This window comes from Streptomyces anulatus (genome assembly GCF_000721175.1).
In the GTDB taxonomy this organism is placed as follows: domain Bacteria; phylum Actinomycetota; class Actinomycetes; order Streptomycetales; family Streptomycetaceae; genus Streptomyces; species Streptomyces anulatus_C.
In genome coordinates this window covers 337,272-364,027 of sequence record NZ_JOEZ01000016.1, presented here as the reverse complement: position 1 = coordinate 364,027, position 26,756 = coordinate 337,272, and the positions used below count along the sequence as shown (strand labels likewise).

Here is a 26,756-nt window from a genome sequence, read left to right as displayed (position 1 = left end):
CGGCACCCGCCCGGCAGCGGCAACGGCTCAAACACCCCGCCCACGACCAGGGATCAACGACAGCAGCAGCCCATGCGTCCCGGCGTCAGCGGCCACGACGAGGCCCCGGCCGCCCGGTCCGGCCGGGGCGCCGTCGACCCCGGTGACGACGCAGCCGGCGGCCCGGCACAGGGCGATCCCGGCGGCGAAGTGCACGCTCCCGGTCAAGTCGCCGCCGTCGGTGACATAGGCGGCCCGGCGGCCGGCCGCGACCCAGGCCAGCGCGAGCGTCGTGGAAACGACGCGCGGGCGGAAGTGCTCGACGAACCCGGGGTGGGCGAGCAGGTCCACCGCCCGGAATCCGGGGGCGCTCGGGAAGGGCGGGTCGAGGTTCACGTCCACCAGCCGGGTGTCCGCGGTCGGCGCCAACGGCTCGTCGCCTCCACCGACATGCCGGACCCGGGCACTCTCGCCGTCGGTGAGAAAGACCTCCCCGCTGAACGGATCGGCCACAGCGGCCGGGCCGTCACGCAAAGCCACGTTGACGGCGACCAGTTGGGAACCGGCGGCGTAGTTGAGCGTCCCGCACAAGGGATCCACCAGCCACTCCCGCACCGCACCGACCGCGCCTCGCCGACCGCCCTCCTCGCCGCGCACCGCGTCCCTGGGCCGTGCGGCACGGAGGACGTCGAGGATCGCCTCCTCGGCCGCCACGTCGGCGTCGGTGGCGAAGTCCCCGGCGCCTTTGTCGATGCGGGAGTGGAGCCGCCCGTAACGAGCGCGCACGACCTCCGCCCCGGCCAGCGCGGCGGCTGCCGCCACCTCGGTGTCCGTCGGGCCGGCAAGTGATTCGATCATGGCGAGCACGGTAGCGGGAGGCGGTTTCCTCGTACGGACCCGGGAGTGGCCCGTCACGCTTCCCCGGCGTCGAGTCCCTGACGGCTGCGCAGCAGCAGCGCCTCCGATCCGACCGGCCGGAACCCGGCGGCTCGGAACGCCCGGATGCTGCGCGCGTTGCCCGCGGCCTGCTGCGACCAGAGCGGTTCGCCCGGGGGCACCAAGTGCCGGGCGGCGGTGGCGAGGGCCCGGCCGAGGCCCCGGTGCCGGGCGTTCCCGTCCACCTCGACGGCCACCTCCCAACGCCCCGCCACCCCGCGCCCGAGCACCAGCACTCCCCCGTCGGACTCCCACATCCGCACCCCGTCCCGGCGTCGGCGGGCACTCACCACGCGCGGGTGCACGGGATCGGTGACCTCCCGCAGCTCCAGCCCTGGCACACCGGGCAGCGAGGACGCCACGGTCAGAAGGTCGATCGTGTCGGTGACCCGCCCGGTGCGTTCCAGGAAGGCCATCAGAAAGCGGGGATGCATGGTCGCGGCCAACGCATCGCAGTCCAGAGCGGCCAACGTCGCATGGACCCACTCGGGGTCCTCATCGGTGAACACGACCGAGTGCGCGGTGAAGGCGATCACTCCCGTGTCGCGGCCACTCGGCGCGGGGACCACGGTCGTCCTCCCGTCGGTCTCCGGAAACCGCCCGCACGCCGCCCCGTCCAGGATCTCCGCCAGCGTCTGCCCCATGAAGTGCCCCCTCGTCCCTCGCCATTCGGTCCGGCCGCCCGTACCGCCGCATCACCACACGGCACACGGCGCGCTGGAAGACGAACTCTTCATCCACCTGTACGCAGTTGACGCGCGGCTGACACATCGATGTTCCCCGGCCAAGCCTCCGACAGCCACGCCCGCGCCGACCGCGAAACCGGCAGCCCGGGAGGCAGACCGTCGCGCAGATGAGCCGTCTCCGGCTCCAGCAGCCGGTTGTGCACCATGGCCGGCTCCTCCCCGCCGCCACCGGCCTCTGAGACGCTCTTCAGGAACATCAGGTTGGCCGCGACCAGCCGCAGCCACGGGCCCCCGGCCGTGCACGTCCTCGTCGCCCCTCTCGTCGCGCACCGGGTAGGCCTCAGGGCAAAGGGAAGGGACGCCGAAGGCCCCCGACCATGATCGGTCGGGGGCCTTCGTGTCGGTGGGCGCGGACGGTTTCGAACCGCCGACATCTGCTTTGTAAGAGCAGCGCTCTACCCCTGAGCTACGCACCCGTGGATGAGGCAACAGCGTACATGGACCGGGGCCCCGGCTCATAAACGGTTCGGGGCGGGGCCGGGACGCCGCCTCCGGGGCCGGTTCCGGGCACGGACCAGGGGCCGGAGGCGGGGGATAACCCCACCCCCGAGACGGTAGCGGTCCGGATCCCGTCGGGGGCCGGAGGCGCATACGGTTTGAGTGCACCGGCAGCGACGTCCGGTGGCACCGTCCGGCAGCACGCACTGGGGGACCGATCACCGTGGACATGGTTACGAGCGCACCGACCCGCACCCGCCTCGGGGCTCCCGGGCGGGCCCTCGCGCTGGGGGGTGGGGTCGCGTTGCTGGTCCTGGCGCTCACCGGGTGTGGGAGTACGGACGTGGACGGCGCCCCCGTCGAGCGCAAGTCGTTCGCCCTGGAGGGGAAGACGCTGACCATCGAAGCCGAGAACGGCACCGTGGACCTCGTGCCGGCCGACGTGGAGCAGATCGAGGTGGAGCGGCAGGTCGACGGGTGGGTGGTGCTCGGCAGTGGGCCCGACCCCGTCTGGAGCATGGAGGGTGACACCCTCACGCTCCGGGTGAAGTGCGACGCGCTGATCAACAACTGCAACTCCCGGCACCAGGTGAAGGTGCCCCGCGGGGTCGATGTGACGGCCTCGTCGGACAACGGGACGGTCAGTGCCACCGGCTTCGACCGTGCACTGGACCTCTCGTCCGACAACGGTGAGATCAACGTCCGGGACGCGAGCGGCGCGCTGAGGCTGAAGAGCGACAACGGGGAGATCCGGGCGGACCGGATATCCGGCTCCTCCGTGATCGCCCGCGCCGACAACGGGGAGATCCGGCTGGGCTTCAGTTCCGTGCCCGACCTGGTGGACACCGTGAGCGACAACGGGGGCATCACCATCGATCTGCCGCCGGGTGGGCAGAAATACGCGGTGAACGCCTCCGCCGACAACGGGGACGTCTCGATCGGGGTGCCGCGTGCCGACGACAGCACCCATGTGGTGAAGGCGCGCAGCGACAACGGCCAAGTCACCGTGCGAAGCGCGAACTAACCGGCCCGTGTGTTCGTCCTTACCTGGTGGGAGAATGTACCGGGCAGGGCGAATCGGCACGGGAGAGGGATGTGACGGCGACACACGCGCGGCCGGAGGCAGGAGCGGGTGGAAGTTCCGCCGTCCAGAGTGGTCAGGGTGGTCAGGTTCTGCCGGGGCGGCACGCCTCCGGGAGGTCCCGGATCCCGGGTGGTCGGGGCGACTCCCGTGGCCGGGGTGTGGCCGGTGGCCGGCGCGGTTCCGGTGGGCGGGATCTCCTGGCGCTGATACTGCTGCCCGTTCCCCTCGTGCTCGCCGCGCTGCCCGCCGCCTTCGCCGGTGGCGGTACGCGCCGGTGGTTCGGCGGGCGCGGGGAGAATCAGCGGGCCGAGGCGCAGGCCGCGAAGGACGCCGCCGCCGAGGCCTTCTACGACCTGGACAGCGCCCAGCGTGATCTCAGGATCTCCATCGAGACGATCAACGCCGTGGACGGCTCCTCGCGCGGGCGCAAGGCCTCCGAGGACTTCGCCGCACTCGGTCGGCGCATCGACGAGGTCAGTCACACCTACATCACCGCCGTCGACAGCCATGACCTGGACCGGGACGATCTGGAGCCCGCCGTCGCCTCCCGGGCCCGCACCGAGCTGACCCGGGCCAGGGACGACCTCGTACGGGTCAAGGGCGAGCTGGACCGCTTCGCCCAGGGGCTCGGTCCCCTGCTGGGCAGCGCCGAGACGCAGCTCGCCCGGCTCGCCCCCGCCGTCGAGCGGGCCCGGCAGGCGCTCCTGGGGGCGAGCAACGCCCTCGACACCGTACGGGCTGCGGGGCTGCGGGCCGATGAGCTCGCCGGCCGGCTCGCCGCGCTCGCCCCGGAGCTGACCAAGCTGAACCAGGGCGCGGGAAAGCACGGCGTCGCGGAGACCCTCCAGCGGGCCGATGTGGTGCTGCGCGATGCGGAGGCCCTGCGCACCGAGGCGGAGCGGCTGCCCGAGCGGGCCGCCGAGATCGACCGGCGGCTGGTGTCCCTGCGGACCCGTGCGCAGGCGCTCACGACGCGGGCGGGTTCGGTGGAGCCGGTGCTCAGCGAGTTGCGGCGGCGTTTCTCGGCCGCCTGCTGGCAGGACCTCCAGCCCGTCCCGGAGCAGGCCGCCGTGAACGTGACGCAGGCCGAGGAGAAGCTCGCCGAGGCGGCGAAGGCGCGCGACGAGCAGCGCTGGGCGGACGCCACGTCCCGGCTGAGCACGGTCCGCGCCCTGCTCAACGCGACGGACGAGGCGGTCTCCGCCGCCGGGGACCGGTTGCGGCAGTTGAACGCCGTAGCGAAGGACCCGCAGCAGGAGATCGAGCGGACCCGGTTCGCGGTGCGGGACGCCCAGCGTCTCGCCATGGCCGGCCGGCACACGCCCGACCCCCGGCACGCCCGGCCCCTGGACGACTCCGTGGCCCGGCTGGAACGCGCCATCGCCGGTCTGGAGGGGCGCCACCCCGACTACTGGCACTTCCTGACCGAGACCGAGGCCGTGCGGCAGACCGCCGCCCGGGTCGTCTCCGACATCCGCGAGGAGCGCGGCGGCGGCGCCTGAGCCCGCGCGGTCGAAGGAGGGCGTAGCCCCCGGGCCGTGATGGCTCTAGCCTGAGCCCATGCCTCGTTACGAATTCCGCTGCCGCACCTGCGGAGACACGTTCGAACTCAGCCGTCCCATGGCTCAGTCCTCGGACCCCGCCTCCTGCCCCGCAGGCCACGACGACACCGTCAAGCTGCTGTCCGCCGTGGCCGTGGGCGGTGCCGCCGGGTCCGCTCCCGCGCCGTCCGGCGGGGGCGGGGGCGGGGGCGGGGGTTGCTGCGGGGGCGGTTGCTGCGGCTGAGCCCGGCGGGTGCCGACACTGCGAAAGGCTCGCGGTAACGCCACCGCGCGCGCGGCGCGCTACTTCTTGCGGGACAGCGTCAGTCCGTCCGAGACCGTCAGAAGGACGCTGTCCATCCGGGCGTCGGCGCTCACGTGGTCGTCGAACTTCTTGATCCGCCGTCGGGCCGGTCGCCCCCGGGTCCGTCACCCCGCCGTGGAAGAGCACGTTGTCCGTGGCGATGACCCCGCCCCGCCGCATCCTCGACACCAGCTCCTCCCCGTACACGATGTAGCCGTGCTTGTCCGCGTCCAGGTAAGCGAAGTCGATGTGCGGCTCGGCGGGCATCGCGCGCAGGGTGTCCAGCGCCGGGGCGATGCGCAGGTCGATCCGGTCCGCGACGCCCGCCTTCGCCCAGGCCTCACGGCCGTGCGCCGTCCACTCCTCCGAGATGTCGCAGGCGATCAGCGTGCCGTCGGCGGGCAGTGCCCGGGCCGTCGCCAGGGCGCTGAACCCGGTGAACGTGGCCGCTTCCCCCGTCAGCCCCAGCCTCGCGGACCTGCGCCCTCACGCAGCGGAAGCCGCCAGGAAACGCCGCAGGATCTCCTCCCCCGCCGCTCCGCCCCGCTCCTCCAGCGCCGTCACGTGCGGAGCCCTCCAGCCATCGTCGGCCAGTTCGCCGTGGCCGGGGCGCCAGCCGAGGTCGGCGGCGAGCAGCAGGTCGGCGTCGAGGAGGGAGTCCCCGGCGGCGAGGGTGCGCGTGGCGCCGGTGCGGCGGGCGACCTCGTGCATGGCGGCGCTCTTGGTGAGCGGCGCCGGGACCGCGTAGATCTTGCGGCCCTGGAGCGAGACGGTCCAGCCGCGCGGCCGGGCCCAGGCGGCCAGTTCCTTCACCCACTCCTCGGGCAGCAGGGAGCGTTCGACGACGAGGTAGGCGAAGAGGTCCTCGGCGACCCGTTCCTTGAGCAGCCAGGCCGGGTCGGCGGTGGTGGCGAGATGGGCGCGGATCTCGGTGAGCGGGGCGCACTCGGCGGCGATCCGGGCTTCCACCCGCTTCCGCCAGTCGTGGTCGGAGACGCCGTCGACCAGGATGTGACCGCCGTTGGCGCAGATCGCGTACCGGGGGACGGGGCCGGGGAGGTGGATGCGCTGGTACTGCTCGCGGGTGCGGGTGGTGGTCGGCACGAAGACCGTGGAGCCGGCCAGGTCGGTGAGGAGGGCGGCTCCCCTCTCCGTCATGTACGAGAGGGGCTTGTGGCCGTACACCTCCACGCACAGGAGCCGGGGGGCTTCCGCGTCCGGCATCGACAACTCCAGCGAGGCCGCCGAGTAGATGAGCGTACGGTCGAGGTCGCTCGCCACCAGCGTGACCGAGGAAGGCGAAGTCACGCTCATGCGCCCTGCACCGCCTTGCCGTCCGCGCCCGTCGCGCCGCGCGTGAACCGGGGGTGGATCAGTCCGACACAGCTGTACGGGAGGTCGTCGACCTCCTCAACCGGGACGCCGCGCTGTTCGGCCAGCAGCCGGATGTGCTCCAGGTCCGCGCCCGCGCCGCGCTTCGCGAGGATCTTCCAGGGGACCCGGCGGAGCAGGACCCGGGTGGTCTCGCCGACGCCCGGCTTGACCAGGTTGACGTCGTGGATGCCGTACTCCTCGCTGATCCGCTCGACGGCCGCCCAGCCCTCCCACGTCGGGGCGCGGTCGGCGGCGAGCAGTTCCTTGGCCTCGGCCTCGACCTGTTCCGCCACCTCGGCGAAGCGGGCGGTCACCGCGGCGAGGAAGTCGCCCGACACGTCGGAGTCCGCCAGTTCCCGGTAGAACTTCCCGCCGTGGAAGTCGTCGGGGCCGACCAGGTCGGCGCGGAGCACCGTACGGGAGATGAGGCCGGAGACCGTGGAGTTGAGGCAGGCCGAGGGGATGAGGAAGTCCTCGCGGGTGCCGTATGTCCGTACGCAGCCGCCGGGGTCGGCGAGCACCGCGATCTCCGGGTCGAAACCGGCGGGCCCGCCCGACGCCTCGAACTCGCTTATGGCCGCCGCCAGTTCGCGGGTGATCGCACCCTTCCCGGTCCAGCCGTCGACGAACACCACGTCGGCCGGGTCGTGATGGGCGGCCAGCCAGCGCAGGGCGGTGGCGTCGATGCCCCGGCCCCGGACGATGGAGATGGCGTAGTGCGGCAGGTCCAGACCGTGCCGGTGCTGGGCCCAGCGGCGCATCAGCACCCCGACCGGGGTTCCGGCGCGGGCGAGCGAGACGAGCACGGGGCGCGGGCCGCGTTCGGCGAGGACCGTCTCGGTGACGGTGCCCACCGCGCGGGCGATGCGCGCGGCGGAGGTTTCCAGGGCGGCGGTGAACAGGGCCTGGTACGCGGCGCTCGGCTGGTACTCGACGGGCAGCGACTCCGCGTAGTGCGCGCCGCCGCTCTGGATGGCCTCCTCGCGCTCCTCGGTGGGTGCTTCCAGCTCGGTGTCCGAGAGGTCCTGGAGCAGCCAGCCGACGTCCTCCGGCGCGTAACTGGAGAAGTCGGGGCCTCGGAGGGGCTCGGGCAGCACGGCGGGCTCCTGCCGTTCGGATGCGGATGTGGCCGGGACGTAGGACGGGACCACCGCGAGGAGGACGTGGCCGGTGTGCTCGGCGAGCCGGGCCAGCAGTCCGTCGGGGGCGTGCAGTTCGGGGGTGTCGGCGGTGGAGTCGACGACGGCGACCACGGCGTCGAAGCCGGCGCCCGCCACGTTGTACGCGTACCGGTCGCCGGGGCCGTCCGCCGGGTCGTCGTGGGCCGGGAAGACGAGGCGGGTGCGTATCGCGTAGCCGGGGTCGTCGACGGCCAGGACGGGCGAGCGGGTGGTGGTGGAGTAGCGGACCTCGGTGTCGGCTCCGAGGGCCACTTCGAGGGCGGTGCCCAGGCGCAGCGGGGCGTACATCAGCTCCTCGAAGCCGAGGACGAGGATCCGGCGGGGGGCCTGGCCCCCGTCCGCCGCCGCTCCGCCGCCCAGCGCGGCCGCGATCCGGTCCGCCATGGCCGGCAGCGCCGCTTCGAGGGCTGCCCGGTGGGCGGGGGTGAAGCCGTGCCGGCCGCCGTCGGGGACGCCTGCGGGCCAGTCGAGGTCGACCCGGGTGACAGGGGCGGAAGCGGAAGCAGCCGCCTGCTCCGCCTCTTCCGCCTGCTCCGCCTCCTGGGCCGCGACCAGGGCCTGGCCGCGTTCCAGTACGCCGTCCGGCAGGGCGACCGTCCCGGTACTGCGCGTCACCAGGTCGACGCGGGCGCCGATCTCGGCGGCGAAGGCGGTCAGCCGGTCGCGGTCGCCGGCGGAGCGCATGTCGACCAGGGCGACGATGACGTACCGCTCGCGCGGGTGCAGTGCGTGCAGCGCGCGGATGGTGTTGAGGACCGTGTTGCCGGTGGAGAACTCGTCGTCGACCAGCACCAGGGTGGACGCCTGCGCGCCCCCCGCCAGCAGCTCACCGTCCTCCGGCAGCAGCAGGTGCGAGGTGGCGTGCGAGTGGGACTCCTCGAAGCCGCCCGCCTGCTCGACGCCCGCCACCGGACGCCGGGTGGAGTGGAGGTACGGGGCGTCCCTCAGGCCGTCCGCGACGGCGTGGCCGAGACCGGTGGCCGTCTCCGCGTATCCGAGGACCACCGCGCGGCGGGCCTCCTGAGCGCCGAGCAGCGCCCGTACCCGCTCACCCAGCTCGAACCCGGCGCCATGGACGACGGAGGGCAGCTGCGGCACGTGCTTGCCCAGCACGTTGGACACCAGTAGATGCGCCCTCTTGGGGTTGCGGCGCAGGGCCAGGCCCAGCAGTTCCTGGAGCTCTCCGTCGCCTTCGAGGGCGACTCCCAGCCGCTTCGCCACCCAGTTGCCCGACCACACCACGTCCACGGTCTCTTCTCTCGTCACGCGCTCGCTCATCGATGCGCGCTCAGTTCGTCAGGCCGGCGGCCAGCAGGTCCACGAAGCCGACGTCTTCCTTCGCCACCCCGAAGACCTCGGCCCGCTGGAGCGTGCGCTCGGCCCAGGCCCGGTGGGGCTTCACTTCGTTCATCTTGTTCGTGTACGCCGAGCGCAGCACCCCGCCGCCCCCGCGTGCGGGGCTCAGGATGTCCTGGGCGTCGGTGAACTCCTCGTGGCTGACCACGGACAGGGCGTGCACGGGCGCCACGTGCGACGGGTGGATGCAGGTCTTGCCGAGCAGCCCGTTGGCACGGTCGAGTTCGATCTCCCGGAGCAGTCCGTCGAGGTCGTGCTCGATGAGGGCCGTCCGCAGTTCCTCGGCCCGGCCCTCCAGGAAGGGGCTGCGACGCAGCTGGGGCTTGAACATGCGTTCCTGGCGGCGGAAGTACTCCCAGACCGGGCCGGTGATCGTGAAGCCTGTGCCGTCGGCGCGGCCGAGCACGTTGACCACGTCGGCGATCACGGACGCGACGATATGGACGTCGTACGCCGTCATGTCGGGCGAGCGGCGCAGTCCGTAGGCCGAGCAGAAGTCGGTGACGCCGAGCCGCAGGGCGAGCACCCGGTCCCGGTACTTGTCGACGCTGCGGGCGATTCCCCGGAGAGTTTCGCCGCGCGTCTCCAGATGGAGCAGCTCGGGGGATTCGAGGACCGGCATGGCGAAGAGTCGTCGGCCGCACGCCGTCTCGGCCTCGGCGAGCGCTTCCAGGAACTGCCGTCCTCGCTCTTCGGTGAATTTGGGAAGCACGAAACCGGACAACATCCGGACCGAGTCGCCGAGGCGCCGCACCAGGTCGGTGATCTGGGCCGGTTCCCGTACGCGGATGAAGAGCAGCGGTACGTCGGCGCACGCCACGCCCGGCGTGCTCCCGGCGCCGCCCGGTCCCGGAAGAGCGGGCTCCGGGTCGGTGTCCCGGGCGGCCAGCGCGGCGAACTGCCTGATCAGGTTGGCTTCGGCGTCGGTGACCTCGGCGTCGTCGATCGAGTCCTCCAGGCACAGCACCATGGAGACGACGCCGCGGCCGGCCTGCTTCAGCACGTCGTCGGCGAGCGACGGGCGGGTGGCCGGGGAGTAGAGCGTGGCCCCCAGGGCGACGGCGAGCATCCGCGCCGGGGAGTCCGCGGTGAAGGTGCGGGGCTCCCTGAAGAACAGGCCCTCGCGGGCAGTGGGCGATATGTGCCCGAAGTGACGCATGATTTTCCCCCGAACTGCCTGACCGGCCGAACAACGTATGGCCGGTAATAGTACGTACGGACGGGTGTCAACAGTTCCCCATGTACATGAATTTCCGGTTACCCGGCTCTTGTCCGACCCCCTCCCGCGGTATCGTCGCGCCCTGCCCGAACCGCCGCCGGGCAAGGTCGTGCCGCCCCCCGCGTTGTCCGCACGGGCCCCCAGCAGGCAGGATGACGGTCATGACGCACACGATGCTGAAGGGCTCGAACGTCCCCGTCGATGCCGCGGCCGTCCGGGCCGTGCTGCGCTGGACCCCGGGCACCGAGGTCCCCGACGTGGACGCCTCCGCCCTGCTCCTCGGTGCGTCCGGGCGGGTGCGGTCCGACGAGGACTTCGTCTTCTACAACCAGCCCCGGCACCCCTCCGGCCTGGTCCGGCGGCTGCCGAAGCGCAGTGTCCCGGAAGGGCTGACGGACACGGTCGAGGCAGATCTCGGGGCGCTCGACGCCTCGGTGGACCAGGTGGTCATCGCGGCCTCCTCCGACGGGGCCGCCTTCGAACAGGTCCCGGACCTGCGGATACTCCTCTTCGACGCCGCGTTCGCCGAGGGCGAGCCGCTGGCGGTGTTCGATGTCCGGCCGGAGACCGGTGAAGAGACGGCGATCATCTGCGGCGAGCTCTACCGCCGCGGCGAGGGGTGGAAGTTCCGCGCGGTCGGCCAGGGCTATCCCACCGGTCTGATCGGCCTGGCCACCGCCTTCGGTATCTCGGTGGACGAGTCGGAGGCGGCGCACGGGGCGGCAGGGGCGAACGAGGCTCAGGACGGACCCGCCGCGGTGGGCCCGGGGGCCCTCCCGGCCGCCGTGCCCCCGCCTCCGGCCGTACCGCCGGGGCCCGGGCCCGACTCCCAGGCCACGGTCCAGCACCAGCAGCCCTCCTACGGCTACCCGCCGCCGGTCGCGCACCCCGCTGCCGCCGCTGCGCCTCACCAGCCGGCGTACGGCTATCCGCAGCCGGCCGCCGAGCCGCCCGCGTACGGCTATCCGCAGCCCGCGGCAGCCGCCGCGCACGCGCCCGACCCCCATTTCGTGCTGCCTCCACAAGGTCCGCAGTTCGTCCGGTCCTGAGGTCGTCCGGTCCTGGGCGAGGAGCCGCCTCGTACGGTGGAAACGGTCCAGGGCCTCCGACTGACGCCCGCCCGGAACAGCGCCAGCATCTCTTCCGCGGCCAGCGACTCGCGTCCGGCCTTCTCAGGAGCCCGGGCTCAGGTCCGGGACTTGTAGCCGCGCCCCCACTGCATGCCGTAGCCGTACAGCCGGTCCAGCTCCGACTGGAAGCCGTACACGAACTTCACCTCGCGGCGCACGATCAGCTCGTCCTTGATGTTCTCCACGGTGAACACGGCGCAGGAGCGGGCCTGCGGTGCGCGTTCGTCCAGCTCGATCTCGATGCGCGGGCCGTTGCCCGGGTAGAGCGTGACCTTGGCGTGGGTACGGTCGAACGCGGGCGTCCGGTCGTAGATGTAGACGAAGAACAGCAGCCGCTTGATCTGGTCGCGCTGGTCGAGGTTGACGTAGACCGTCTCCCCCGAGGGTGCACCGAAGCGGTCGTCGCCGCTGAGCCGGACGTAGGGCGGGCCGTTGAGGTCGCCGATCAGGCTGCCCAAGGGCTGCACGACCCCCCTGGTGCCGTCCGTCAGCTCGTACATGCAGCCGAGGTCCAGGTCGACGTTGACGACGCCCTGGGTGTGCGCCTGGACCACCTCGGGCTGGAAGAGCTTGAGGGGGCGCCGCAGCCTGCCGCTCTGGCGTGAGCGGCCCTCGATGTCCGAGGTCCGCATCCGCCAGGACAGATTGACCCGGAGGTTGCCCGACAGGGCCCCCTGTTTGCTGAGCGAGATCGTGGCGTTCCGCTTGGACAGCACGATCGCGCTCGACGTCGAGTTGCCCGAGTCGAACTGCGCCGCGCGCCCCGGCCACAGGCCGTCGAAGAATCCCATACCAACCCCCACCTGTTCCCGCGCGCCCCGGACATCACTGCGGGGCGGCCACCGGGCCGGGTCCGGGAGATCCCGAGAGCCGTCGCCGTGTGGGCCGCCCCGCAGAGAGCGTTCCTCAATCCCTACCGGGTCACACCCCGGAGGACACTTCGGCCTTGCTTCCCGATCCTGCACCCTCGCCGGATTCCGCGACGAGCGCACGGTTGCGCTTGACCGAGGACCAGAAGGAGAGTCCGATCAGGACCACGCCGACCGAACCGGTGATGAGCTCGTTGATCTCGTACTGGATGGTGATCAGCAGGATGACGGAGAGCGCGCCGATCGCGTAGTGCGCGCCGTGCTCCAGGTAGACGTAGTCGTCGAGCGTGCCCTCGCGCACCAGGTAGACGGTGAGCGAACGGACGTACATGGCGCCGATGCCGAGGCCGAGGGCCATCAGCACGATCTCGTTGGTGATGGCGAAGGCGCCGATGACACCGTCGAAGGAGAACGAGGCGTCCAGGACTTCCAGGTAGAGGAAGAGGAAGAACGCGGCCTTTCCGGCGAGGGCGACCCCGGTGACGGGCTTGCCCTTCTTCTTGGCCTCTTCCTCGGCCTCGTGCTCGCGCTCCTCCTCCTCTTCGAGCTTGTTCTCGAAGAATCCGGAGAGCCCGCCGACGATGAGGTAGGTGATCAGACCGGCGATGCCGGAGAGCATGACCGTCGCCGCCTTGTCGGCGTGCCCGCCACCGTGCTGGTGGGCCTGGGTCGCGAAGGTCGTGGCGGTGATGAGCAGGATGATCAGCGCGACGCAGACCGACAGCATGTCGACCTTGCCGAGCTTGGCGAGCGGACGCTCGATCCAGCGCAGCCAGTGGATGTCCCGGTCCTCGTCGAAGATGAAGTCGAGGAAGATCATCAGCAGGAACATGCCACCGAAGGCGGCGATCGACGGATGGGCGTCCGTCACCAGTTCCTTGTACCTGTCCGGGTCGTTGAAGGACAGGTCGATGGCCTCGATCGGGCCGAGCTGGGCGCTCACGGCCACGATCACGACGGGGAACACCAGTCGCATACCGAAGACGGCGATGAGGATGCCGATGGTGAGGAAGATCTTCTGCCAGAAGGCATTCATCTTCTTCAGGATTCCGGCGTTGATCACCGCGTTGTCGAAGGACAGCGAGATCTCCAGGACGGACAGGATCGCGACGATGCCGAACGCCTGCCACCCCCCGTAGAGAATCGCTGCGACCAGGCCGAGCGCGGTGACCGCGAACGACCAGCCGAAGGTTTTGAGAACCACTGGCTACCCCATCGTGTTATGTAAAGGGCCTCCCCCGGTGTGCCGGGGCCCCCCGCGCCGTGCGCGGCGTTATGAAACGTTGACGCCGAAGTCTAGAGCGATGCCTCGCAGGCCTGACGCGTACCCCTGGCCGACTGCACGGAACTTCCACTCGCCGTTGTACCGGTAGAGCTCTCCGAAGATCATCGCGGTCTCCGTCGAGGCGTCCTCGCTCAGGTCGTAGCGGGCCAGTTCCTGGCCGTCGGCCTGATTGACCACCCGTATGAAAGCGTTGCTGACCTGGCCGAACGCCTGGCCCCGGTTGTCCGCGTCGTGGATCGATACCGGGAAGACGATCTTGTCGCAGTGGGCGGGGACCTGGTCGAGACGGACGATGACGGACTCGTCGTCGCCGTCGCCCTCACCGGTGAGGTTGTCGCCGGTGTGCTCGACGGAGCCGTCCGGGCTCGTGAGGTTGTTGTAGAAGACGAACCACTCGTCACCGAGCACCCGGCCGGACTGGCACAGCAGTGCGCTGGCGTCGAGGTCGAAGGCTGCTCCTGTGGTGGAGCGTGCGTCCCAGCCGAGCCCGACCAGCACCTGGGTGAGGTTGGGTGCGACCTTGGAGAGGGAGACATTGCCTCCCTTGGCGAGCGTGACGCCCATGTGTGTCCTCCCCGAGTCGTGTAAACGTGACCGGGCGCTTCCGACGCCCGGGGGCGGGCGTCGAAAGCGCCCGGTCAGGGGTGCCGGCGGATCAGTGCCGGACACCCCCTGGGCCCAGAACGTCAGACGTTGACGCCGAAGTCCTGGGCGATGCCGCGCAGGCCGGAGGCGTACCCCTGGCCGATGGCGCGGAACTTCCACTCGGCGCCGTTGCGGTACAGCTCGCCGAAGACCATGGCGGTCTCCGTCGAGGCGTCCTCGCTCAGGTCGTAGCGGGCGAGCTCCGTGTTGTCGGCCTGGTTGACCACGCGGATGTACGCGTTGCGGACCTGGCCGAAGCTCTGCTGACGGCTCTCGGCCTCGTAGATCGAGACCGGGAAGACGATCTTGTCGACGTCGGCCGGGACACCGGCGAGGTTCACCTTGATGACCTCGTCGTCGCCCTCGCCCTCACCGGTGGTGTTGTCACCGGTGTGCTCGACGGAGCCGTCGGGGCTCTTCAGGTTGTTGAAGAAGACGAAATTGCCGTCGGTGGCGACCTTGCCCTCGGGGTTCGTCAGCAGAGCGCTGGCGTCGAGGTCGAAGTCACCCCCGGTGGTGGTGCGGGCGTCCCAGCCCAGACCGACGATGACCGCGGTCAGGTTGGGCGCGGCCTTGGTCAGCGAGACGTTGCCGCCCTTGCTGAGGCTGACTCCCACGAGTCCTCCAGTAGTTTTCTCAGGGGCCGGCAGACACCAGCGTCCCCGTCGTTCGTTGGCATCGGATCAACGATTGGATCCTAGTGACCGGTTCCCGGCCAAAACAGGCTTTTGACCGGGCGTCGCCAGGAGATCGTCTCAGAGCGCTTCGAGCGCCTTGACGTAGTCGTTCAGGTCACGGGCGTCCGGCAGGCCGTTCACGACGCTCCAGCGGACGGTGCCCTCCTTGTCGATGACGAAGGTGCCGCGCACCGCGCAGCCCTTGTCCTCGTCGAAGACGCCGTACGCCCGCGAGGTCTCCCCGTGCGGCCAGAAGTCGGACAGCAGCGGGTACTCCAGGCCCTCCTGCTCGGCGTAGACCCGCAGGGTGTGGATGGAGTCGTTGGAGACGGCGAGGAGCTGGGCGCCCTCGTCCTCGAAGCGGGGCAGCTCGTCGCGGAGCGCGCACAGCTCGCCGGTGCAGACGCCGGTGAAGGCGAACGGGTAGAACACCAGCACCACGTTCTTCTCACCGCGGAACTCCGACAGCCGCACGGTCCGGCCGTGGTTGTCCTTGAGCTGGAAGTCCGGGGCCTGACTGCCGACCTCGATCGTCATGGAACACGTATCCCTTCGCCGCTTCTCCGCATCCCGGGCCGGGGCCGTCCGGGTGACGCCCACCCTACGCAGGGGCCCCGGGCCGGTCGCGGACGGGCCGTGGGCGTACGAAGGCCCCCACGGGCGCTGTATGCGTCCGTGAGGGCCCCGGGGTGGTGCGAAACGTGGTTCAGCGCTTGGCCTTGGCCCCCTTGGGGGTGACCAGACGGCTGCCCGTCCAGTCCTTGCCCGCGCTGATGCTCTTGGTCTGGGCGAGACCGGCTGTCTGGGCAGCCTCATTGATGTCGCTCGGTTCGACGTATCCGTCACGGCCGGTCTTCGGCGTCATCAGCCAGACCGTACCGCCGTCCTCGATCAGACCAATGGCATCCACCAGCGCGTCCGTAAGGTCGCCGTCCTCGTCGCGGAACCAGAGCAGGACGACGTCGGCGACGTCGTCGTACTCCTCGTCGACGAGTTCCTGGCCGGTAGTGGCCTCAATGCCCTCACGGAGCTCCAGCTCGACGTCTTCGTCGTAGCCGATCTCCTGGACCACTTGTCCGGGCTCGAACCCCAGGCGTGCTGCCGGGTTGGTCCGCTCCTCCGCGTGGTCCGCGGTCGCGCTCACGGGTTGCCTCCTGATCATGTCTTCGGAAAATGCTGCAGCCACGCGCGTGCGCGGGGCGTTGGCCGTAGTCCACACGGGCTCGGCGAATCGCGCAAGTACCCGGCGTGCGAGACCGCCTATACGGTGACGTTCCCTGCCACGTCGCCGCAAGTTCCGGCATGTCTCCACGGCGGCTTCCCGAGGTCTCCCCCGAGTCGCTCCATCCGTTTACGTCCTTCCTCAGCTTATGCGGTTTCGATCCGCCAATCGGAGTCGAACAGCCTTTGGGAACACTTGGACGCCTTGGGCGTAAGGTTGCGGTTTGCCCGCACCCAGCCGCGTACTGCCCATACTCGTGCCCCATGGACGACTTTTCGGAACCTCGGGGTTACCCCACGGTAGAGATGACGTTCGGGCCTTCGCGGTAGCACGATGGAGGCGGCGCACACACAGTTGACAGAGTGGTCCGGGGGTCGCAACCCCCGGGCCAGGCCCCGTAGAGCACCACCGAACAGCGAAGGAACAGCGTGGCTTCCGGATCCGATCGCAACCCGATCATCATTGGCGGCCTTCCGAGCCAGGTCCCGGATTTCGATCCTGAAGAGACCCGGGAATGGCTCGACTCCCTCGACGCCGCCGTCGACGAGCGCGGCCGTGAGCGGGCCCGCTACCTGATGCTCCGGCTCATCGAACGCGCGCGGGAGAAGCGCGTCGCGGTGCCGGAGATGCGCAGCACGGACTATGTGAACACGATCGCCACGAAGGACGAGCCGTTCTTCCCCGGCGACGAGGAGATCGAGCGCAAGGTCCTCAACGCGACCCGCTGGAACGCCGCCGTGATGGTCTCGCGGGCACAGCGTCCCGGGATCGGCGTCGGCGGCCACATCGCGACGTTCGCGTCCTCCGCCTCGCTGTACGACGTGGGCTTCAACCACTTCTTCCGCGGCAAGGACCAGGGCGACGGCGGCGACCAGATCTTCTTCCAGGGGCACGCCTCCCCCGGGATCTACGCCCGCGCGTTCCTGCTCGACCGGCTGAGCGAGGCGCAGCTCGACGGGTTCCGCCAGGAGAAGTCGAAGGCACCGAACGGGCTGTCCAGCTATCCGCACCCGCGGCTGATGCCGGACTTCTGGGAGTTCCCGACCGTCTCGATGGGCCTCGGCCCGCTCGGCGCGATCTACCAGGCGCGGATGAACCGCTACATGGAGGCGCGCGGCATCGCCGACACCTCCAAGTCGCACGTCTGGGCCTATCTGGGCGACGGCGAGATGGACGAGCCGGAGTCCCTGGGCCAGCTGTCGATCGCCGCGCGCGAGGGCCTGGACAACCTGACCTTCGTGGTCAACTGCAACCTCCAGCGGCTGGACGGCCCGGTACGCGGCAACGGCAAGATCATCCAGGAGCTGGAGTCGCAGTTCCGGGGCGCCGGCTGGAACGTCATCAAACTGGTCTGGGACCGCTCCTGGGACCCGCTGCTGGCGCAGGACCGCACGGGCATCCTGGTCAACAAGCTGAACACCACGCCGGACGGGCAGTTCCAGACGTACGCCACGGAAACCGGTTCGTACATCCGCGAGCACTTCTTCGGCGACGACCCGCGGCTGCGGGACATGGTCAAGGACATGTCCGACCAGCAGATCCTGCACCTGGGGCGCGGCGGTCACGACCACAAGAAGGTCTACGCGGCCTACGCGGCGGCCAAGGCGCACAAGGGGCAGCCGACGGTCATCCTGGCGCAGACGGTCAAGGGCTGGACGCTGGGGCCGAACTTCGAGGGCCGCAACGCGACCCACCAGATGAAGAAGCTCACGGTCGAGGACCTCAAGCGCTTCCGGGACCGGCTGCACATCCCGATCACCGACAAGCAGCTGGACGAGGGCTACCCGCCCTACTACCACCCGGGCCGCGACTCGGAGGAGATCCAGTACATGCACGACCGCCGCCAGGGTCTGGGCGGTTACGTCCCGACCCGGGTGGTACGCGCGAAGCCGCTCCCCCAGCCCGAGGACAAGACGTACGCGGCTGCGAAGAAGGGTTCGGGTACGCAGTCGATCGCCACCACCATGGCGTTCGTCCGTATCCTGAAGGACCTCATGCGGGACAAGGAGATCGGCAAGCGTTTCGTGCTGATCGCTCCCGACGAGTACCGCACTTTCGGCATGGACGCGTTCTTCCCGAGTGCGAAGATCTACAATCCGCTCGGTCAGCAGTACGAGGCGGTGGACCGGGATCTGCTGCTCGCGTACAAGGAGTCCCCGACGGGTCAGATGCTGCACGACGGCATCTCCGAGGCGGGCTGCACGGCCTCGCTGATCGCGGCCGGCTCGGCGTACGCCACGCACGGCGAGCCGCTGATCCCGGTGTACGTCTTCTACTCGATGTTCGGGTTCCAGCGCACCGGCGACCAGTTCTGGCAGATGGCCGACCAGCTCGCGCGCGGCTTCGTGCTGGGCGCGACCGCCGGCCGTACGACGCTGACCGGTGAAGGGCTCCAGCACGCGGACGGCCACTCGCAGCTGCTCGCCTCGACGAACCCGGGCTGCGTCGCGTACGACCCGGCGTACGGGTTCGAGATCGCGCACATCATGAAGGACGGGCTGCGCCGGATGTACGGCGAGGCGAGCGAGGACGTCTTCTACTACCTCACCGTCTACAACGAGCCGATCCAGCATCCGGCCGAGCCCGAGGACGTGGACGTCGAGGGCATCCTCAAGGGCATCCACCGCTTCAGCACCGGTGAGAAGGGCGAGATCCCGGCCCAGATCATGGCGTCCGGCGTGGCGGTCCCCTGGGCCCTGGAGGCCCAGAAGATCCTCGCGGACGAGTGGAACGTCAAGGCGGACGTCTGGTCGGCGACCTCCTGGAACGAGCTGCGCCGCGAGGCGGTGGACGTGGAGCGCTACAACCTCCTGCACCCGGAGGAGGAGCAGCGCGTCCCCTATGTGACCAGGAAGCTCGAAGCGGCCCAGGGCCCGTTCGTGGCGGTCTCGGACTGGATGCGTTCGGTTCCGGACCAGATCGCGCGCTGGGTGCCGGGCGCCTACCAGTCGCTGGGCGCGGACGGCTTCGGCTTCGCGGACACCCGGGGTGCGGCCCGCCGGTTCTTCCACATCGACGCGCAGTCGATCGTGCTGGCGGTCCTCACCGAGCTGGCCAGGAAGGGCAAGATCGACCGGTCGGCCCTGAAGACGGCGGTCGACCGCTACGAGCTCCTGGACGTGGCCGCGGCCGATCCGGGCGCTGCGGGCGGCGACGCGTAGGCACGGAGCGGTCCGAGGGGCGGTGGCGCGGAAGCGTCGCCGCCCCTCGGCGTGTTCCGGGCCCGGGGCTCAGTTCTCCCAGATCTTGAAGGCGCGTACCTGGTACGGGGACCGGGGCGCCCAGGTGCCGCCGCCGGGGTACGTCTCGAACTCTCCCGTCTCCGCGCACTCGGCGGACTGGTAGGTGGTGACGGGCCGGCCGGTGCGGTTGGCGAGGGACTGGGCGTCGGCGCCCTCCGGCAGCGGGGTGCAGCTCTCGATGTCCACGCCGGAGAGCTCGAAGGTGTGGCGGGCCCCGGTGAAGTCGGGCTTCTTCCAGAGGCAGAGCCTGCCCGCCTCACAGGTCCCGAGGGCGACGCCCGGGGGCCGCTCGGGGGCCGCTGCCGCCCGGTCGTGGGCCAGGGCCTGGGGAACGAGCGCGGTGACGGCCAGGGCGGCCGCGAGAAGGGTCGTACGGGTGACGGTCGTGCGCATGATGGATCAACCCCCGTGGTCGGTGTCGGTCTTCCGCTGCTCACCCTGAGTCACCGGGCGAGCCGAGCGGAAGAGGGGGCCGGGGCGCTCCACCCTGATAGGCGAGAGCCCCGCCGAAAGGATTCGGCGGGGCTCCTGCCTGCGCTGTGTTGACGGTCTGCGCCGGCGCGGGCGTCAGATGTGGCCGACTCCGGCACCCGCCTCGGCGTTCTCGCCGCGCTTGGTGAGGGTGGCGACGAGCGCGGCGATCACCGCGACGACGCCGGCGACCGTGAAGGCCAGGCCCATGCCGGACATGAAGGTCTCGTGGATGACCCCGCCGATGGTCTCGATGATGTCCGGTGTCATGCCGGGAGCCTTGGCGAGCGCGTCGGCCGGGACCATGCCGAACTCGGCGGCCTGCTCCAGCTTCGGGTCGGGGTCGCCGGGCAGGCCCGCGCCCGCCCAGTTGTCCGCGAACTCGGCGCTGACCTTGGAGGACATGACCGCGCCGAGGACGGCGGTGCCGAGCGCGCCGCCGACCTGCATGGCGGCCTGCTGGAGGCCGCCCGCCACGCCGGAGAGCTCCATGGGCGCGTTGCCGACGATGACCTCGGTGGCGCCGACCATGACCGGGGCGAGCCCGCAGCCGAGCAGGGCGAACCAGAGGGACATCGCGAAGGTGCCGGTGGACTCGCTGAGCGTGGTCATGCCGAACATCGCGGTGGCCGTGCACACCATGCCGCCGACCAGCGGGACGCGGGGGCCGAACTTGGTGATCAGCAGGCCGGCGACCGGCGAGGAGACGATCATCATGGCGGTCAGCGGCAGCAGGTGCAGACCGCTGTCGACCGGGCTGAGGCCGTGGACGCCCTGGAGGAAGAACGTCACGAAGAAGAGGCCGCCCATGAAGGCGAAGGCCATCAGCATCATGAGGACGACACCGGCCGTCAACGGGACGGAACGGAACATCCCCAGCGGGACGAGCGGTTCCCTGACCTTGGTCTCCCAGAGGCCGAAGGCGAGGAAGAGCAGGATCGCGAGGCCCAGCCACGCCCAGGTCCGGCCGTCGCCCCAGCCCCAGGACTCACCGGCCTTGATGATGCCCCAGATGAGGGAGAACATCGCGCCCGAGAGCAGCGCGATGCCGAGGACGTCGAAGGAGCGCGGTGCGTTGGCGGCGCGGTGGTCCTTGAGGATCACCAGGCCGAAGACGAGCGCGGCGATGCCGACCGGCACGTTGATGAAGAAGACCGACTGCCAGCTGACGTGCTCGACGAGCAGACCGCCGACGATCGGACCGCCCGCGGTGGACGCTCCGATGACCATGCCCCAGATGCCGATCGCCATGTTCAGCTTCTCGGCGGGGAAGGTGGCGCGCAGCAGGCCGAGCGCGGCCGGCATCAGCAGGGCGCCGAAGAGGCCCTGGAGCACCCGGAAGAGGATGACCAGCGAGATCTCGCTGGAGAGACCGATCGCACCGGAGGCGAGGGCGAAGCCCGCGATGCCGATGAGGAAGGTCTGGCGGTGGCCGAAGCGGTCGCCGAGCTTGCCCGCGGTGATCAGGGCGACGGCGAGGGCGAGCAGATAGCCGTTGGTGATCCACTGGACGTCGGCGAGCGAGGCGCCGAGGTCCCGCTGGATCGCGGGGTTCGCGATGGCGACGATGGTGCCGTCGAGGGCGACCATCATCACGCCGATGGCGACGGCGAAGAGGGTCAGCCAGGGGTGGCCGCGAAGCCCCTTGACCGGGGCGGGTTCTGCGTTGTCTTCAGGCTCTCGCGGCGCCTTCTCGACGGTGGTCTGACTAGTCATACGATAAGACTAATGACAGCCGCTGACAGTTGACAAACCGTTTCACAAGTCAGTAACCGCCACGTGGCTCACACGTCGCGCACAGGTATGCTGAGCTGGACAAATACGGGAAAAGAGGGACCGGTACGTGACCGACGGGCAGACAGTCGAGCCCCGAGCCGGACTGCGTGAACGCAAGAAGCAGCGCACCCGGGACGCCTTGGTGCGCGCCTCCCTCGAACTGTTCACCACCCAGGGGTACGAACGCACCACCGTCGACGAGATCGCCGACGCCGTGGAGGTCTCCCAGCGCACCTTCTTCCGCTACTTCGCGAGCAAGCAGGACGCGACCTTCGCCGTCCAGGAGATGGTCGAGTCCCGCTTCCTCGAGGAACTGCGCCGTCGCCCCGCGGACGAAGCGCCCTTCGAGGCCATGCGCCGGGCGGTGTTGTGCGCGTGGAACAGCATCGGCGAGGCGATCGAGGAGGTCGTCTCCGTCGATCTCCACATGCGGACCTACCAGATGATCGAGTCGACCCCCACCCTGCTCGCCGCCCACATGCGGCGCGGGGTCGCCCTGGAGAACCGGATCGCCCTGCTGATCGCGGAGCGCGAGGGGCTCGACGTGGAGCGGGACCCCCGGCCGCGGGTGGCCGTCGCCGCGTTCTCCGGGGTGATGCGGGTGACCGGCCAGCTGTGGGGCCGGGGCCTCGACCCGAGCGTGGAGGCGCTGCGCGACCTGACCGAGGAGTATCTCGACCAGCTCGTCCCGGCCCTCGCCCGGGACTGGCGCCAGGGGCCCCAGGGCTCGCGTCAGGAATAGCCCCCCTGGGCGGGTGACCCTCCGTGAGGAATCGGGGGTGAATCCTTCGCGGACGAGTGATGTACGCCACCCGGATCACGGCGGTCGGCGCGCGTCTCCTAGGGTGTGGCGCAGTGACTTCTTTCGACACCTCCCCCACCTTGACCGCGTGGCGAGCACTGCTCGCCGTCGCGGTCGTCTTCGTGATGCTGGCGACGACGGGCTGGAGCGCCATCCGCGATCACCACCCCGACGGGCCGCGCGAGCTCGCGCTCGCCTCCTGGGCGCGGGACCGCATAGCGGGCCGTTCGCTGCCGGACGCAGACGCCCCCGCCTACCGGCTCGCCCGCTTCTTCGCCACGCTCACCTCGGGGCAGCAGACCGCGCTCGCGGGGAAGTACCCGTCGGTGGTGGGGAACCTGAACGGCGTACCGGTCACGTTGCGCTACCACGCCAACCGGCTGGCCCTCAGACGGGCCGTGGCCGTGGAGAAGGTGCGGGCGCACGACGGGAGGCTCTCGCCGGACGGGCGCGGTGAGGCGAAGGCCCGGCTCGACCGATTCCGGTCGATGCTCGCGGGCAAGCGCCAGATCCTGGCCTTCGATCCGTCCGGGAAGGGCCGTGCGGCCGAGGTGTTCGGGAATCTCGACCGGGCCGCCCGGGTCTCCGTCGTCGTCCCGGGCGTCGACACGCATCTGCTGACCCTGGAGCGCGGCAAGCGCCAGTACGCGGCCCCCGTCGGCATGGCCAAGTCCCTGTACGGGGCGGAGCGCTCGGCATCCCCGGGCACCCGTACGGCCGTCATCGCGTGGGCCGACTACACCGCCCCGGCCGGTCTCGGCGTGGACGCGGCGCTGGGCGGGCTCGCGGCGGACGGTGCGTTCCGGCTGAACGCGATGGTCGGTGCGCTGCCCGGCGCCTCGAAGGTCTCGCTGTTCTGCCACAGCTACGGTTCCGTGGTGTGCGGGGTGGCCGCGCACCGGGCCCCCGGCCGGGTGGCCGACATCGCGGTCGCGGGCAGCCCCGGCATGCGGGCGGCCAGCGCCGGGCAGTTGGGGACCGGCGCCCGGATCTGGGCGACGCGCGACGGGGACGACTGGATCGGTGACGTACCGCATCTGGAGTTCGGCGGGATCGGTCACGGGGCCGACCCGGTCGACCCCGCCTTCGGCGCGCGGATCGTCTCGTCGGCCGGGGCCGCCGGGCACAGCGGCTACTTCGAACCGGGCACGAAGAGCCTCGACAACTTCGCCGCGATCGGCGTCGGAGCGTACGGGTCGGTCAGCTGCGCGACCGCCGACAGCGCATGCCACAGCGGTATTTCCGGCGAGCGGGACGGCTGACGCGCGTAGAGGCCGGTGTCGGGCGGATTAACTGGGAATTACTCCGAGGGGGGACGCGGGCGACTGTGCCGCATACGATGAGGCACATGGGTGATGTGCTGGCCGGAATTCATGCCACCTGGGAGTTCGACACCGACTCCGTGCTCATCCGCTTCGAACGGGGCATCCGCACACCGAAGCTCTTCCAGAGCCTGCGGGAACGCCGCATCCCGTATGCGGCGCTGTCGTCGGTGGAGCTGACCCCGGGCAAGCGGAGCACGGTGGTCCTGCGTGCCGTGCCGCGACCGGGTGCCGATCCTCTGGTCGAGGCTGCCTCCGGGCAGCTCAAGGAGGGGTGCGACCCCTACCGCCTGGTACTTCCGGCGGAGCGGGAGGTGCTCGCCGAGTACTACGCGCAGGAGCTGCGGGCCCTGCTGGATCCGGCGCCGGGCGAGCCCGCCGACCGCTTCCTGGTGGCGGCCCCCGAGGCCCCGATGAACTTCAAGGCGTACGACGGCCGGGCCAGCTTCGACGGTGAGCGGATCTCCTTCCGGTGGTCCTGGACCGGGGCCTCCAGCGCCAAGTGGAAGGCCGGCGACCAGACCTTCCGCGTGAGCGAACTGGCCGGAATCGTCTGGCGCTCGCCCGAGGCGCTGGACGGCTATCTGCGTCTGGTGCCCCGCGCTGCGGCCCCGGTCGACCACCGCACCGGCGGCAGCCTGGGCGATCTGCACGGCCCCGGCGGTCCCGGCTGCGCGGGAGGCGGGATGTCGGCCGGCGGGCCCGCAGAGCCCCCGGCCGCCACCGCGGACCAGGATCCGGCGGCCGTGCTGTTCGGTCTGGGCTACGGGCCGGTGCACGAGTCGCTGCCCTTCGCCGCCGCCGTCCTGGAGTCCGTACGCCGCACCCAGCCGGCGCCCGCCGCCCCCGCGCCGGCCCTGGTGAACGCCGGGCGGCGCGATCCGGCGGACATCGCCGAGCGGATACATCACCTCGGCGAGCTGCATCAGGCCGGGCTGGTGACGGACGCCGAGTACAGCGCGAAGAAGGCCCAACTGCTCGCGGAGCTGTGACCCCGTGCCCACGCGGCCGTACCACCCTCTCGCGGGGCGGTGACCCCGTACCGGAGTATGAGGCGGGCCGGCCGAGGTCGGGACCCCGGTATGACGCCCGTGAGGTCCCGGGCTGCCTACCCTGACCGAGCCATGTCCACCAACCCTTCCCCCGCAGGGCCCCCGCCGCCCGCCGACGGCCTGCTGAGCGCCGCCCGCCGCAATCTGCGCGAGCTCGCCCACGGGCTGTCCCACGCGTCCCATCCGTCCACCCCGCTGCTGGCGGAGGCCCCGAAGCTGTGGCAGCGGCTGCTGCCGTACGCCGTGGTGCTCGCCCTGGCCGCGACCTTCATCCCGGTCACCATCAACGTCCTGACCTCGCAGTACCACGTGCCGGGCGCGCTGGCCGGGGCCCTCGGGGTGGCCCAGGCGGCCCCCCTGCTGATGCTGGCGCACCGCCCCCTCCAGGCGTGGTGGATCATCTTCCCGGCCGACATCGTGGGCGCGCTGGTGCTGCTGGCGCACCCCGACGAGCGGCACGACATCTGGCCGTGGATCCCCCCGGTGCTGGTCGCGTACCTCTTCCTGCTGCTGGCCCTCGGTCTGCGCGAGACCCGGCGGACCGTGGTCGCCGTGTGGGTGGCGACGAGCGCGGCCGGGCTGGTGCTGCATCTGATCGCGCCGGCGGACCGCGACACCGGCAGCGCCCTGCTGCTGCCGATCCTCGGCGCGGTGGTCCTGGTGATCGGCGGGGCGGTACGGGAGCGGGGCGAGGCGACCCGGCGGCTGGCCGAGCAGGAGACGATCAGCGAGGCGGAACGGGCCCAGCGCACGCTGCTGGAGGAGCGGACCCGGATCGCCCGTGAGCTGCACGACGTGGTCGCGCACCACATGTCGGTGATCACCGTGCAGGCCGACTCCGCGCCGTACCGGATCTCCGGTCTTCCGGAGCCCGTGCAGGAGGAGTTCGCCGCCATCGCGGCGGCCGCGCGGGAGTCGCTCGGCGAGATGCGGCGGCTGCTGTCGGTGCTGCGCAGCGAGGGCACCGAGGGCGACCGGGCGCCGCAGCCAGGCCTGGACCGGCTCCAGCAACTGGTGGAGGCGACGGTACGCGCCGGGCTTCCGGCGGAGCTGTCCCTCCCCGCTGACCTGGGCGAGGTGCCGTCGGCGGTGGATCTGTCGGCGTACCGGATCGTGCAGGAGGCGCTGGCGAACGTGGTGCGGCACGCACCCGGGGCCCGCACCCGGATCTCGGTCCGGGCGGCCGCGGGCCATCTGAACGTGCTGGTGGTCAACGGGCCCGCGCCGAAGCCCGCTTCGCCGCTGGAGAGCGCCGGGACCGGGCACGGGCTGGTGGGGATGCGTGAGCGCGTACGGTTGACCGGCGGCACCCTGGACACCGGGCCACTGCCCGACGGCGGGTTCCGGGTCGCCGCCCGGATGCCGCTGCCTCCGGCCACGTCCCCGTCCGTCCCACCCCCATCGGAGGATCTGTGACCATCCGCGTGATCATCGTCGACGACCAGGCCATGGTGCGGGCCGGGTTCGCGGCGCTGCTGTCGGCGCAGAGCGACATCGACGTGGTGGGCGAGGCGGCGGACGGCCGCCGGGGGGTCGACGTCAGCCGCAACCAGCATCCCGACGTCGTCCTGATGGACGTCCGGATGCCGGAGATGGACGGACTGGCCGCCGCCCGCGAGCTGTTGAACCCACCGGTGGGCGTGGTGCACCGGCCGAAGGTCCTGATGCTCACCACGTTCGACGTCGACGACTACGTGTACGAGGCGCTGCGCGCCGGGGCGTCCGGGTTCCTGCTGAAGGACGCCCCGCCCGCCGATCTGATCGCGGCGGTACGGGTGGTGGCGGCCGGGGACGCGCTGCTCGCGCCCTCGGTGACGCGGCGGCTGATCGCGGACTTCGCCGCGCAGCGGCCCGCCGGGGCGACGCGCACCGGCCAGGCGCTGCGGCGACACGGCCTCACACCGCGCGAGAGCGAGGTGCTGGAGCTGATCGCCCGGGGGCTGTCGAACCAGGAGATCGCGGGGCGCCTGGTGCTGGCCGAGCAGACCGTCAAGACGCACATCGGCCGGGTGCTGGCCAAACTGGACCTGCGGGACCGGGCGCAGGCGGTGATCTTCGCGTACGAGTCGGGGCTGGTGACGCCGGGGGGCGCGGGGGCGTGAGCA

General features: G+C 71.0%; 23 protein-coding genes, 1 tRNA gene and 1 pseudogene. 10 read left to right on the top strand and 15 right to left on the bottom strand.

Features of this window, described 5'->3' with window-relative positions; all coding sequences use genetic code 11:
* Positions 1-27: 27 nt before the first annotated feature.
* The 3 genes from IG90_RS0119810 to IG90_RS0119800 all read right to left on the bottom strand — a co-directional run bounded on the left by IG90_RS0119810 (position 28) and on the right by IG90_RS0119800 (position 2,077).
* The gene (locus IG90_RS0119810; RefSeq protein ID WP_030585974.1) at positions 28-837 is read right to left on the bottom strand and encodes an inositol monophosphatase family protein; all 810 of its coding nucleotides are present in this window, start codon (positions 835-837) and stop codon (positions 28-30) included.
* Between the two features lie 53 nt (positions 838-890).
* Entirely contained in the window at positions 891-1,559 is a 669-nt protein-coding gene (locus IG90_RS0119805) for a GNAT family N-acetyltransferase (RefSeq protein WP_030585971.1), read from the bottom strand.
* A gap of 446 nt (positions 1,560-2,005) precedes the next feature.
* Positions 2,006-2,077 (bottom strand) — tRNA-Val (locus IG90_RS0119800).
* Positions 2,078-2,322: 245 nt separating this feature from the next.
* Between IG90_RS0119800 and IG90_RS0119795 the strand changes: the two genes are divergently transcribed.
* The 3 genes from IG90_RS0119795 (at position 2,323) to IG90_RS42165 (ending at position 4,968) form a co-directional block, all read left to right on the top strand.
* The gene (locus IG90_RS0119795) at positions 2,323-3,123 is read left to right on the top strand and encodes a DUF4097 family beta strand repeat-containing protein (protein ID WP_030585969.1); all 801 of its coding nucleotides are present in this window, start codon (positions 2,323-2,325) and stop codon (positions 3,121-3,123) included.
* A 71-nt stretch (positions 3,124-3,194) separates the two neighbouring features.
* Positions 3,195-4,685 carry a coiled-coil domain-containing protein gene (locus IG90_RS0119790; RefSeq protein WP_411572633.1) on the top strand — a complete coding sequence of 497 codons (1,491 nt, stop codon included), beginning with the start codon at positions 3,195-3,197 and terminating at the stop codon, positions 4,683-4,685.
* Positions 4,686-4,743: 58 nt separating this feature from the next.
* Entirely contained in the window at positions 4,744-4,968 is a 225-nt protein-coding gene (locus tag IG90_RS42165) for an FmdB family zinc ribbon protein (protein ID WP_078585302.1), read from the top strand.
* A gap of 59 nt (positions 4,969-5,027) precedes the next feature.
* Here IG90_RS42165 and IG90_RS42160 read toward each other — a convergent pair.
* The 4 genes and pseudogenes from IG90_RS42160 to IG90_RS0119775 all read right to left on the bottom strand — a co-directional run.
* Positions 5,028-5,481, bottom strand: a pseudogene (locus IG90_RS42160) (O-methyltransferase); the annotation flags it as partial.
* Positions 5,482-5,514: 33 nt separating this feature from the next.
* On the bottom strand, positions 5,515-6,342 hold the full coding sequence (locus IG90_RS0119785) for an HAD family hydrolase (protein WP_030585965.1): 828 nt from the start codon (positions 6,340-6,342) through the stop codon (positions 5,515-5,517).
* Positions 6,339-8,861, bottom strand: a complete 2,523-nt coding sequence (locus tag IG90_RS0119780; protein ID WP_209443560.1) for a phosphoribosyltransferase — start codon at positions 8,859-8,861, stop codon at positions 6,339-6,341. Before IG90_RS0119780 ends, IG90_RS0119785 begins: the two co-directional genes overlap by 4 nt.
* 10 nt (positions 8,862-8,871) lie before the next feature.
* Complete coding sequence (locus IG90_RS0119775) at positions 8,872-10,098, bottom strand: HpcH/HpaI aldolase/citrate lyase family protein (protein WP_030585962.1); 1,227 nt, start codon at positions 10,096-10,098, stop codon at positions 8,872-8,874.
* A gap of 221 nt (positions 10,099-10,319) precedes the next feature.
* Between IG90_RS0119775 and IG90_RS0119770 the strand changes: the two genes are divergently transcribed.
* Positions 10,320-11,207, top strand: coding sequence for a TerD family protein (locus IG90_RS0119770; RefSeq protein ID WP_030585961.1), 888 nt, complete (start codon positions 10,320-10,322; stop codon positions 11,205-11,207).
* A 137-nt stretch (positions 11,208-11,344) separates the two neighbouring features.
* Here IG90_RS0119770 and IG90_RS0119765 read toward each other — a convergent pair whose 3' ends face one another.
* The 6 genes from IG90_RS0119765 to IG90_RS0119740 all read right to left on the bottom strand — a co-directional run bounded on the left by IG90_RS0119765 (position 11,345) and on the right by IG90_RS0119740 (position 15,908).
* A complete protein-coding gene (locus tag IG90_RS0119765) occupies positions 11,345-12,079 on the bottom strand; it encodes a TerD family protein (RefSeq protein ID WP_030585959.1) in 735 nt (244 codons plus the stop codon).
* A 130-nt stretch (positions 12,080-12,209) separates the two neighbouring features.
* Positions 12,210-13,361, bottom strand: a complete 1,152-nt coding sequence (locus tag IG90_RS0119760; RefSeq protein ID WP_030585957.1) for a DUF475 domain-containing protein — start codon at positions 13,359-13,361, stop codon at positions 12,210-12,212.
* A gap of 69 nt (positions 13,362-13,430) precedes the next feature.
* Positions 13,431-14,006, bottom strand: a complete 576-nt coding sequence (locus tag IG90_RS0119755; protein WP_010057499.1) for a TerD family protein — start codon at positions 14,004-14,006, stop codon at positions 13,431-13,433.
* Positions 14,007-14,128: 122 nt separating this feature from the next.
* Positions 14,129-14,704: a TerD family protein gene (locus IG90_RS0119750; protein ID WP_030585954.1), complete on the bottom strand. Its 576-nt coding sequence runs from the start codon at positions 14,702-14,704 to the stop codon at positions 14,129-14,131.
* A 138-nt stretch (positions 14,705-14,842) separates the two neighbouring features.
* Positions 14,843-15,301, bottom strand: coding sequence for a peroxiredoxin (locus IG90_RS0119745; RefSeq protein WP_030585953.1), 459 nt, complete (start codon positions 15,299-15,301; stop codon positions 14,843-14,845).
* A gap of 169 nt (positions 15,302-15,470) precedes the next feature.
* The gene (locus tag IG90_RS0119740) at positions 15,471-15,908 is read right to left on the bottom strand and encodes a DUF3052 domain-containing protein (protein ID WP_030585952.1); all 438 of its coding nucleotides are present in this window, start codon (positions 15,906-15,908) and stop codon (positions 15,471-15,473) included.
* A gap of 506 nt (positions 15,909-16,414) precedes the next feature.
* Here IG90_RS0119740 and aceE point away from each other — a divergent pair.
* The gene (gene aceE / locus IG90_RS0119735) at positions 16,415-19,147 is read left to right on the top strand and encodes a pyruvate dehydrogenase (acetyl-transferring), homodimeric type (protein WP_030585951.1); all 2,733 of its coding nucleotides are present in this window, start codon (positions 16,415-16,417) and stop codon (positions 19,145-19,147) included.
* Positions 19,148-19,216: 69 nt separating this feature from the next.
* On the opposite strand, the gene IG90_RS0119730 is transcribed toward aceE, so the two are convergent.
* A complete protein-coding gene (locus IG90_RS0119730; RefSeq protein ID WP_030585950.1) occupies positions 19,217-19,621 on the bottom strand; it encodes a peptidase inhibitor family I36 protein in 405 nt (134 codons plus the stop codon).
* 174 nt (positions 19,622-19,795) lie between these two features.
* Positions 19,796-21,292, bottom strand: a complete 1,497-nt coding sequence (locus IG90_RS0119725; protein WP_411572637.1) for an MFS transporter — start codon at positions 21,290-21,292, stop codon at positions 19,796-19,798.
* Between the two features lie 250 nt (positions 21,293-21,542).
* Here IG90_RS0119725 and IG90_RS0119720 point away from each other — a divergent pair, with 250 nt between their 5' ends.
* The 5 genes from IG90_RS0119720 (at position 21,543) to IG90_RS0119700 (ending at position 26,753) form a co-directional block, all read left to right on the top strand.
* The gene (locus IG90_RS0119720) at positions 21,543-22,217 is read left to right on the top strand and encodes a TetR family transcriptional regulator (protein ID WP_030585948.1); all 675 of its coding nucleotides are present in this window, start codon (positions 21,543-21,545) and stop codon (positions 22,215-22,217) included.
* Between the two features lie 113 nt (positions 22,218-22,330).
* On the top strand, positions 22,331-23,539 hold the full coding sequence (locus IG90_RS0119715; RefSeq protein ID WP_030585947.1) for an alpha/beta hydrolase: 1,209 nt from the start codon (positions 22,331-22,333) through the stop codon (positions 23,537-23,539).
* 86 nt (positions 23,540-23,625) lie between these two features.
* Complete coding sequence (locus IG90_RS0119710) at positions 23,626-24,591, top strand: DUF4429 domain-containing protein (protein ID WP_030585946.1); 966 nt, start codon at positions 23,626-23,628, stop codon at positions 24,589-24,591.
* Between the two features lie 132 nt (positions 24,592-24,723).
* Complete coding sequence (locus IG90_RS0119705) at positions 24,724-26,067, top strand: sensor histidine kinase (protein WP_030585945.1); 1,344 nt, start codon at positions 24,724-24,726, stop codon at positions 26,065-26,067.
* Positions 26,064-26,753: a response regulator gene (locus IG90_RS0119700; protein WP_030585944.1), complete on the top strand. Its 690-nt coding sequence runs from the start codon at positions 26,064-26,066 to the stop codon at positions 26,751-26,753. The genes IG90_RS0119705 and IG90_RS0119700 overlap by 4 nt, the downstream gene beginning before the upstream one ends.
* Positions 26,754-26,756 lie beyond the last annotated feature (3 nt).